Raw genomic sequence first — 9,989 nt, 5'->3', positions numbered from 1 at the left:
GCATCGACGTGCCGGAGTCTCGCGGCACTCCCCTACGCCTCCTCGCTCGTGAAACGGTCGAGCAGGGTGTCCAGGCCGGCGATGAGGCCCGCGTTGCCGCCCCGCTCGGCGAGTACGGGCGTGATCTCGCGCAGGTTGGGCAGTTCCTGAGCGGGCATGCGGTGCAGGCCGAGGCGGAACGAGGGATCGGGTTCCGCGGGGTTGTCCACCATGGCCCCCAGCTCCACCGACACGTATCCGAGGATCCAGGCCGTCACAGCCCGGAAAGCGGCCGCGGTCTGGACCGGCCCGAGCCCGGCCGTCCTGAGCAGGACGAGCATGCGCTCGTGACTCCTGAGGACCGCCAGCGGCCGTTGCGCCAGGGGAACCGCAAGCATCCGCGTGGCGAGCAGGGGCACCACATGGGGGTGCCCGAGGCATGCCTGGTACGTGTGCAGTGCCATCTGGTGCAGTCCGGCTCTCCAGTCGGCGTCCGGGGCGCCCTGCGTGTGGTCGAGATTCTGTTCCAACTCCAGGTAGAGGGCCTCGACCAGCCCGTCCAGAAGCGCGTCCTTGCCGTTGGCGTAGCGGTACAGGGCCATGGCCTCGACGCCGAGCTCGGCGCCGAGGCGGCGCATGCTCAGTGCGGACAGGCCCTCCCTGTCGACGAGTTCCAAGGCCGCCGCCAGCACGACCTCACGGCTGAGCCTGCCGCGGTGCCCGTGGTCGCCCGCCCGACGGGCGGGGCCGGCCTGCGAGTCCTGTGCCATGGGCGTTCCTCCTCACCACCCGACTCTATGGCGCGCGGCCGAGATGGGGAGGGGCCGCGCGGGTGACCTCGACTCGCGTCTTGACTCCGACCGAGAGAGGGCACACTATGTACGTATACGGCGTAAATAGACGAAATCATCTTATCCTGGATACTTCCGTTGGGTATCGCCCGATCGGGAGGTCATGTGCGCCTTGCGTGCTCGGGGCTTCGTGTTCGCGCGTGTGCGCTGAAAAGCGTCTCAGGGCCCGCTACGGGTGTTCCCACGGAGTGACCTGCGATGAGCAGTCCGTCGGTTGCCAAGCTCGCATGGATCGAGGCGTCGGAAGTCTGCCGACGCTCGATGCGCCGACTCCGCCACCGCCCGCGCACGAGGCGTATGTCGCCTCGTCTGCGCAAGGTCGTCCTGGTCCTCCTGGCTGTCGTGGTGGCCGTCGTCGTAGCCGTGGCCACGCCCGCGATCCGCAAGGAACTGAAGCAGTCCTTCTCACCGGTGCCGGCCCGGTACACCGAGCTGTACTTCACCAGGGCCCCGGTCGTCGAGGGGGACTCGGTACTCGTCCCGATCACCGTGGACGACCGCGGGCCCGGTGTGAGAACGCACGAGCTGCGGGTCTCCGTGGAGGCGTCCGACGGCCGCACCACGGCATCGACCACGACCGCCCTGACACCGCGCCCCGACACTCCCGCGTCGGCCGTCTCGAAGCTGCCGCTGCGTACGGGGTCCGTCGTCGTCCGAGTCGCGCTGCTGGACAGCAGCCAGAGTCTGCACTTCCGGCTGCCCGCCCAAGCCGTTCCGGCACCGGGGAGTACCCCATGACCGAAGGAGCACGCGTGCACTCCCGTGTCGTGGTGACGACGAGTTGGGACGACGGGCACCGGCTCGACGACCGCCTCGCCGGACTGCTCGACCGGTACGGCATGGCCGGCACGTTCTACATCGCGCCGCACAACGTCGAGATCGCCGCCCGCGACCGGCTGTCCCCGGCGGGAGTGCGCGAGCTGGCCGAGCGGTTCGAGATCGGCGGGCACACGCTGACGCACCAGCGGCTTCCGCGGCTCACGGACAGCGCGGCCGCCGACGAGATACGCGCCGGCAAAGAGGAACTCGAGGGCACGGTGGGCACAGCCGTCACGAGCTTCTGCTATCCGCGCGGCGAGTACACCGCGGCCCACATCGACTCCGCCCGTGCCGTCGGCTTCAGGCGCGCGCGCACCGTGCGACGCAACTCGCTCGCCGCCGGTCCGCCTCTGGAGCTGCCCACCACCGTCCACGCCTGCGCACACCGCGTGGACGCGCCGGTCGCCCTCCGCCTGGCTCGGCTGCGGCCGCGGACGGCCGCCAAGCTGTTCCTCCAGTGGGACGAGCTCGCCCTCGGGTGGTTCGACCTCTGCCTCGAGCGAGGTGGCGTGTTCCATCTCTGGGGCCACAGCTGGGAGATCGACGCGCACCGCGACTGGCACCGTCTGGAGCGGGTGCTCACCCACATCTCGGGACACCCCGGGATCAGCTATCTCTCCAACCGCAACCTCCCCGACTTGGCGCAGCCATGACCGCGAACCCGCCCGGAGGAGCCCTCGCGACCGCTGTCGCGCCGGTGGAGCGTGCGGTGGGCCGCGGCGGACGGCGCATCGCCGCCCGCCGGGGCATCCTGGCGGCGACCGTTCTGGCCGTTCTCGTGGAACTCCTGCCCGGTGTCGCCATCCCCTTGCCGACCGTGGCCGGTGCTCTCATGCCCTTGCCGACCCTGGCCGGTGTATGGCTCCTCCTCGGCGCGCCGACTGCGGTGTGGTACGGGCCCGCCTCCCGCATCGTGTCGACTCGTGACGGGCGCGTGCTGCTGGCCGTCGGCCTGAGCGTCCTGTCCTCCATCGTCGTGGCCCTGGCGGTCAACTCGGTGCTTCCGCTCGTCGGAGTGGACGGACCCCTCACGCGCCCGGCGCTCGCCGTCGGCTCGGCCCTGGCAGTCACGGCCGTCGCCGCCGTCGTGGACCCTCCGGCCAAGGACCCGAACGCTCCCGCGTGGTGGATGCGGGCCCGTGCCAACGGCCTGCCGTCCGGTCTCGCCGCCGTGACGGTCCTGGGAACGCTCGCGCTCACGCTGTCCGTCGCGGGGCCGATTCGGCTCAACAACCGGTTGGGCTCGTCGGTGAGCGTCGCCGCGTTGGTCACCATCGCGGCACTCCTGGCACTCCTGATGATCAGGTACCGACGCTACTCCTCGTCCGTCGTGGGAGTCGGCCTGTTCTTCGCCGCCGCCGGACTGCTGTTCCTCAGCTCGCTGCGCGGCTGGTACATCACCGGCCACGACATACAGCGCGAGTACGAGGTCTTCGAGCTGACGTCGGACCGGAGCCACTGGGACATGTCGGCGTTCGGCGACCCCTACAACGCCTGCCTGAGCATCAACCTGCTGCCGACGGCCTGGACCCGGCTGACCGACATCCCTGGCCCCTACGTCTTCAAGGTCGTTCTGCCCCTCCTCTTCGCACTCGCGCCCGTGCTCGTCCACCGCTCGGTGCGCAACGTGGCGCCCCCGTTCGTGGCGGTGCTGTCGGCCGTCCTGTTCATGGTGTTTCCGACGTTCTTCACGGACATGATGTTCCTTGCCCGTCAGGAGGTCGCGTTCGTCTTCCTCGGATGCGCGATGGTGGTACTCACCGACAAAGGCCGGGCGCTGCGCAGCCGTCGGATCACCTTCGTGGTGCTGGCCATAGGCGTCGTCCTGGCGCACTACTCCACGGCGTACGTCTTCCTCGCGGCCCTCGCGCTGGCACTCGGAGCGGACCTCTGCTGGCGGCTGCTCTCCCGCACCCGGCGTGGGCGGCCCGAGGCCGGCGGGCAGCCGGCCTTCGTGACCTGGTGGATCGTCGTCTCCGCCGCGGCCGCGGCGCTCGTGTGGACCGGCCCGCTGACCCACACGGGCGGCCAGCTCAAGTCCACACTCGTCACCACCGTGCAGGAGGTCACGGGAGGCAGGCAGCCGATGGCCTGGTCGTCCGATGTGACGTACAGCCTGTTCGGCGGGGCGCGGAACACCCCCGAAGAGCGGCTGCGCGACTTCCAGACCGTCACGCTGGAGGGCACGGCCGCCGAGCGGGCCGCCGGGGTGTACGTGCCGTGGTCGGCCGCCTCCGCCGAAGCGGTCAAGCCCGTACCGGAGCCCCAGCTCCCCCTCACCTCGCTCGGGCAGGCGGCCGAGGACCGGGGAATCGACGTGTCGGCGGTGGGCGACTTCCTGCGGCAGGCAGCCGCACGGCTGTGGCAGGTGTTCCTGCTGCTCGGCATCGTCACCGCCCTCTGGGGGCGGCGCAGGGAGTTCCGCCCCACCCGTGACCAGGTGACACTGACCGCCGGCATGGTCGGGGTCATCGGGATGCTCACGGTTCTGCCGCAGCTCTCCGTCGAGTACGGCGTACTACGCGCCTTCCAGCAGGGCCTCTTCGTCTTCGCGCCCTTCATCGCGGCCGGCGTGCTGTGGGTGTGCCGATGGGTGGGACGGCGGTGGGCCGAAGCGCTCGCCTGCTCCGTGGTCCTGCTGCTCTTCTTCGACCTGACCGGCGTGCTGCCCCGGCTCTTCGGCGGGAATCCGCCGCAGCTGCACCTCGACAACGCGGGCACGTACTACGACATCTACTACCCCCATGCCGAGGAGCGCGCGGCACTGGCCTGGCTGACCGCCCGCACCCCGCCCGCCGGACTCGGGGACATCCAGTCGGAGAACCTGAGCAACCGCTTCAACCTGAGCAAGGGGGGCACGGTCGTCCCGATCACGGCGAGGAACGACATATACCCCCTCCTCGTCCGCAACGACGCCACCGTGCTCCTGGGGACGACGACGACCCGCAGCGGCGAAGCGACGATGTTCTACCGCGGTGACCTGGTGACCTACAAGTACCCCACCGACCTCCTGGAGGAGACGAAGAACAAGATCTACAGCAGCGACGGAGCGGAGATCTACCGATGAAGGCACCGGCGCAGCGGTACTCGGGCCCTCCCGCCCGCCCCTCAGGCGGCAAGGGCACACGGCGTCAGGACCAGCTGACCCGCAGCTCGTTCTTCCTCATGGGCTCGTCGCTGGCGATGGCCGTGCTCGGCTTCGTCTTCTGGATCATCGTCGCGCGTCTCTACCCGCCCGAGCAGGTGGGTCTGGCCACCACCCTGATCTCGGCGACCGAACTGATCGCCTTCTTCAGCCTCTTCGGGCTCAACAGCACGCTCATCCGCTTCCTCGCCCCCGCGGGAACCCGGAACGCGCAGATCACCAAGTCGGTACTTCTCGTGGGGGGCGCCGCCTGCATCCTGGCGTCGGCCTATCTCTTCGGTCTGCGGTGGTACGGCAAGGACTTGCTGTTCGTACGAGCCGACCTGTTGCTCTCGGCCGCCTTCGTGGCGTTCTGCGTCTTCGCCGCCCTCAACCAGCTGACCGACGCCGTGTTCATCGGCGCCCGCAAACCCCAGTACAACCTGCTCGTCGACGGCGGCGTCCAGGGACTGACGAAGATCATTCTGCCCCTGTTCCTGGTGGGCGTCGGATCGTACGGAATCGTCACCGCATCCGGCGGCGCCTGCGCCGCGGCGGTGCTCGCGTCCTTCTTCTTCCTGTGGCGCAGAGTCGGCTTCCGCATCGACTTCCGGCTGCGCCGCGCCCCCTTGCTCCCGCAGGCCGGGTTCTCGGCCGCGAGCTATGCCTTCAGCGCGCTGACCCTGGTGCCGATCCTGGTGACGCCGCTGATCGCGCTGCACTGGCTCGGCCCCGCCGCCGCGGGCTACTACTTCGTCGCCTTCCAGATCGCGAACCTGCTGAACACCCTGTCCGACAACGTAGGAGAAGCCCTGCTGGCAGAAGTCTCCTACGACGAGACGCGGTTCGCGGAGATGCTCAGGCGCTCGGCCGTCATCCTCGCCGCGGTGCAGGTCCCGGCCTCGGTCGTCCTCGTTGCCGCCGCCGGCCTGGTCCTGCGGCTGTTCGGCGGCTCCTACGTGGACCACGCCCGGGGCCCGCTGATCATTCTGACCCTCGGCGCCCTCGCCGTCGCCCTGCGGACGTGGGTCAGCTTCGGGCTCAAGCTGGCCGGCCGCCTCAGGCACCTCGTCGCGAGCGGTGTCGTCCTCACCGCGGTGACCGTCGGCCTCGCCGTCGCGTGGGCGCCGAAGGGCCTGGTGTGGATCGGCTTCGCGTGGCTCGTGGGCAACCTCGCCTCCGGCGTCTACGGCTGCCTGGCGCTGTTCACCCGCCGGCGAAACGCCAGGCGTCCGGCGTCCACGCCGGGGCCCTCCCCGACCGAGGGAGACCGCTGATGACCGTCTTCCAGGAACGGCCGGGCCCGCCCGTCCGCGCTCGCGAGTGGTCCGACGCGTCGGGTGCTGCCGCCACGAACAAGGAGGAACCGTCATGACACCGCGTACCGTCCTGCTCGCCTCCCCCTACTTCCCCCCTGTGCTCGGAGGACTGGAGCAGTACGTGTGGAATCTCGCGCGATCGCTGAGATCCCGGCACGGCCTGCGGGTCGTCATCGCCACGACCGCGCCCCGCGGAACGCGCAGTGGACGGTACGACGACCCGGAAGGCTTCCCGGTGTACCGCCTGCCGGCTCCGCTGCGGGTCTCCCACACACCGCTGGGTCCGTACTGGAGCGGCCGCCTGCGCGCCGTGATCGAGCAGGAGGGAGTCGAACTCGTCGACGCGCATGCTCCGGTGCCCCTGTTCGCCGACGCCGCCGCACGGGCCTGCGGCGACCTGCCGTTCGTGCTGACGTACCACACGGGCCGGATGCGCAAGGGCCGCCTCCTGCCCGATCTGGTCTGCGCGGCCTACGAGCGGACGATGCTGGCCAGGACGGCCCGGCGCGCCCAGGAGATCGTGTGCTCTTCCGACTACGTCCCTCGTGACCTGCCCAAACTCTTCGCAGGCCGGTACACGACCATCTCGCCGGGGGTGGCCCTGGAGAACTTCCCGGCGAGCCCGGTGCCCGACGCGCCGCGCATCGTGTTCGTCGGTTCGCTGGAACAGTCCGCCGCCTACAAGGGGCTCCCCGACCTGCTGCGAGCGGTCGGCCGGCTGGCCGGCGAGTTCCCCGATGTTCACCTCGACGTGGTCGGAGACGGCTCGGGGGCCTCCGACCACGTAGCCCTCGCACAGCGGCTGGGCGTGTCCCGGCACGTGACGTTCCGGGGACGGTTGGAAGGCGCGGACCTGGCCTCGGCCTACCGCGACGCCCGAGTCCTGGCGCTGCCGACCCACTTCGACAGCTTCCCCTGCGTGCTCGTCGAGGCAATGGCCTGCGGGCGCCCGGTCGTGACGACCCCTGTGGGCGGCATCCCCTCGCTCGTCGAGGACGGGGGCAACGGACTCCTCGTGCCCCCCGGGGACGGGCAGCGCCTCGCCGAGGCGCTGGGATCGGTGCTCGGCGATCACGCCCTGGCGCAGCGCCTCGGCAGCGCCGGCCGGGAGCACGTGGCCCGCGAGCTGACCTGGGACCGGCAGAGCGACCGTACCGTCGAGGTCTTCGACCGCGCTGCCGACCCCGGCCGCCGGGCGCGCACCGTCGCAGTCATCTCGCCCAACTTCCCCCCGCGGCGCGGCGGTGTCGAGCACTACGCGCACCGCGTGGCGCAGGCGGTCGCCGCCGATCCGGGGATGCGCGCCGCGGTCATCACCGCGAGCACCACCGGATGGCGCACCTCGGTCGGCGTCGAGGACGGCATGCCGGTCGTCCGGCTGGGCACATGGGTGCGCCATCTCAACACCCCGGTCAACCCGTTGTGGCCGTTCCAGCTGCGCCGCTGGCTGCGCCGGCTCCGCGTCGACGTCGTCCACGCCCACGCACCGGCTCCCGGCCTCGGCGATCTGGCGGTCGCCTGCTCCGGGCACAGACCGGCCGTCATGACCTACCACGCCGGGACGATGCTCCAAGGACACAAGGACGTCGATCTGCTGGTCCGCGCCTACGAACGGTACGCCCTGCCCCGGGTGTTCGCCCGCGCCGACGCACTCGTCGCCAGCTCCCCGGTGTCGCTGGCCTTCGACCGTCCCGGGGCTCTGGAGATCACGCCCGGGGTCGACGTGGAGCGGTTCACTCCAGGGCCGAAGGCATCCACACGGCCGCCCACGATCGTGTTCGTGGGACGACTGGACCGGGCCTCGCCCTGGAAAGGCGTCGACGTACTGCTGCGCGCGTTCGCACTCCTCGCACCCGACCTGCCCGAAGCCAGGCTGCGCCTGGTCGGCGGCGGAGACGCGGAAGCCGACCACGCGGCACTCGCCGAACAGCTGGGCATCACCGACCGCGTGGAGTTCAGCGGATCCGTTCCCGGAGACGTCCTGCTCGACGCGATGCGCAACTCCGCTCTGCTCGTACTCCCCTCGCTCACCGCCGCGGAGTCCTTCGGCATGGTCCTCGTCGAAGCAATGGCATGCGCCACCCCCGTCGTCGGATCCGACGCCGGAGGCATCCCCTACGTCATCGCCGACGGCACCACCGGCCTCATCGTCCCCCACGGCGACCCACAAGCACTCGCAACAGCCTGCGAACGCGTCCTACGCGACCCCGAACTGGCCGACCGCCTCGGCACCGCCGGCAGACAACGCGCCGTGGAACGCTACGCCTGGCCCGCACTCACCGACCGCTACCTGGACCTCTTCCGCTCCCTGCCCCCCACACCGACCGGTCGCGGCCTCCGGCGCTGATCCCGGGCAGACCCAGCATCAGGAGTCTTCTCATGAACCCGCGTTCAGTCCTGATCGTGGCGCCGCAGTTCCCGCCCGACGACCAAGGCCCGGTGGCGCGGCACGTGTGGCATCTCGCACGCCTCCTGAACTCCCGGCACGACTACCGGGTGGTGGTCGCCACAGCTTCGGAACGGGGAACGGTGCCGCGGCGCCACGAAGGGCACGACGGAATGCCGGTGTACCGTCTGGCCGCGCCCGGCACCCCGTCGGCTCTGCGCTGGGGCCACGATCTGCGCCGCATCATCGAAGCGGAGCATGTGGACCTCGTCGACGCCCACGCCTCCCCACCCGCACCCCTGCTCGCCGTCGCCGCGGCGCGTGCCTGCCGTGATGTGCCGCTCGTGCTGACCTGCCATGTCGGCCGACCGCCGCGAGGCCCACGGATGACGGTCTACCGGACGATCCTGGCCCCGGCCGCCTCCCGGGCGCGCGAGATCGTCTGTGTGTCGGAGTCCACCGCCCCCTTGCCCGGGGTCCTCGGGGCCCGCGCCACCGCGATCGGCCACCGGAGCCGCGAGGACGCGCTGGGGGAACGGCGCCGGGAGGAGCTGTGCGACCGTACCGTCGAGGTCTTCGACCGCGCTGCCGACCCCGGCCGCCGGGCGCGCACCGTCGCTGTCATCGCGCCTTACTACGCGCCTCACATCGGCGGTGTCGAGCACTACGCGCACCGCGTGGCGCAGGCGGTCGCCGCCGATCCGGGGATGCGCGCGGCGGTCATCACCGCGAGCACGACCGGATGGCGCACTTCGGTGGACGTCGAGGACGGCGTGCCCGTCATCCGGCTGGGCACGTGGACGAGCCGGTACGTCAACACCCCGGTCAACCCGTTGTGGCCGTTCCAGTTGCGCCGCTGGCTGCGCCGGCTCCGCGTCGACGTCGTCCACGCCCACGCACCGGTCCCCGGCCTCGGCGAACTGGCGGTCGCGGTGTCCGGCAAGAGGCCGGCCGTCATGACCTACCACGCAGGAACCATGGTCAAGGGCGACAGATTCCGCGACCGGCTCCTGGGCTACTACGAACGGAACGCCCTGCCTCGGGTGTTCGCCCGCACCCGCGCACTGGTCGCGGTGTCACCCGCCTCGCTGGCTTCCGGCCGTCCCGGGGCTCTGGAGATCACGCCCGGGGTCGACGTGGAGCGGTTCACTCCAGGGCCGAAGGCATCCACACGGCCGCCCACGATCGTGTTCGTGGGACGACTGGACCGGACCTCCCCCTGGAAAGGCGTCGACGTACTGCTGCGCGCGTTCGCACTCCTCGCACCCGACCTGCCCGAAGCCAGACTGCGCCTGGTCGGCGGCGGAGACGCGGAAGCCGACCACGCGGCACTCGCCGAACACCTCGGCATCACCGACCGCGTCGAGTTCACCGGACCGCTCACCGGTGCCCCTCTCGTCACGGAGATGCGGAACGCCGCTCTGCTCGTACTCCCCTCGCTCACCGCCGCGGAGTCCTTCGGCATGGTCCTCGTCGAAGCAATGGCATGCGCCACCCCCGTCGTCGGATCC

General features: G+C 70.8%; 7 protein-coding genes. 6 read left to right on the top strand and 1 reads right to left on the bottom strand.

All coding sequences use genetic code 11. The features are described from left to right. Positions 1-32: 32 nt before the first annotated feature. On the bottom strand, positions 33-749 hold the full coding sequence (locus tag ACFQ7Q_RS36475; protein WP_383563036.1) for a TetR/AcrR family transcriptional regulator: 717 nt from the start codon (positions 747-749) through the stop codon (positions 33-35). Positions 750-1,127: 378 nt separating this feature from the next. Here ACFQ7Q_RS36475 and ACFQ7Q_RS36470 point away from each other — a divergent pair, with 378 nt between their 5' ends. The 6 genes from ACFQ7Q_RS36470 to ACFQ7Q_RS36445 form a co-directional block, all read left to right on the top strand. Then, positions 1,128-1,568, top strand: a complete 441-nt coding sequence (locus ACFQ7Q_RS36470) for a hypothetical protein (protein ID WP_383563033.1) — start codon at positions 1,128-1,130, stop codon at positions 1,566-1,568. Continuing rightward, positions 1,565-2,302 (top strand): polysaccharide deacetylase family protein, encoded by a 738-nt coding sequence (locus tag ACFQ7Q_RS36465; protein WP_383563030.1) that lies wholly within the window; start codon positions 1,565-1,567, stop codon positions 2,300-2,302. Before ACFQ7Q_RS36470 ends, ACFQ7Q_RS36465 begins: the two co-directional genes overlap by 4 nt. Continuing rightward, positions 2,299-4,716 (top strand): hypothetical protein, encoded by a 2,418-nt coding sequence (locus ACFQ7Q_RS36460; protein WP_383563027.1) that lies wholly within the window; start codon positions 2,299-2,301, stop codon positions 4,714-4,716. Before ACFQ7Q_RS36465 ends, ACFQ7Q_RS36460 begins: the two co-directional genes overlap by 4 nt. After that, positions 4,713-6,050: a lipopolysaccharide biosynthesis protein gene (locus ACFQ7Q_RS36455; RefSeq protein ID WP_383563024.1), complete on the top strand. Its 1,338-nt coding sequence runs from the start codon at positions 4,713-4,715 to the stop codon at positions 6,048-6,050. The genes ACFQ7Q_RS36460 and ACFQ7Q_RS36455 overlap by 4 nt, the downstream gene beginning before the upstream one ends. A gap of 94 nt (positions 6,051-6,144) precedes the next feature. Beyond that, positions 6,145-8,439, top strand: coding sequence for a glycosyltransferase family 4 protein (locus ACFQ7Q_RS36450; protein WP_383563021.1), 2,295 nt, complete (start codon positions 6,145-6,147; stop codon positions 8,437-8,439). A 32-nt stretch (positions 8,440-8,471) separates the two neighbouring features. After that, a partial coding sequence (locus tag ACFQ7Q_RS36445; protein WP_383563018.1) for a glycosyltransferase occupies positions 8,472-9,989 on the top strand: 1,518 nt, incomplete at its 3' end.

The organism is Streptomyces sp. NPDC056527 (genome assembly GCF_042794475.1).
In the GTDB taxonomy this organism is placed as follows: domain Bacteria; phylum Actinomycetota; class Actinomycetes; order Streptomycetales; family Streptomycetaceae; genus Streptomyces.
Note: the sequence above shows the minus strand (reverse complement) of the source record. Positions and strands in the feature narration are given on the sequence as shown.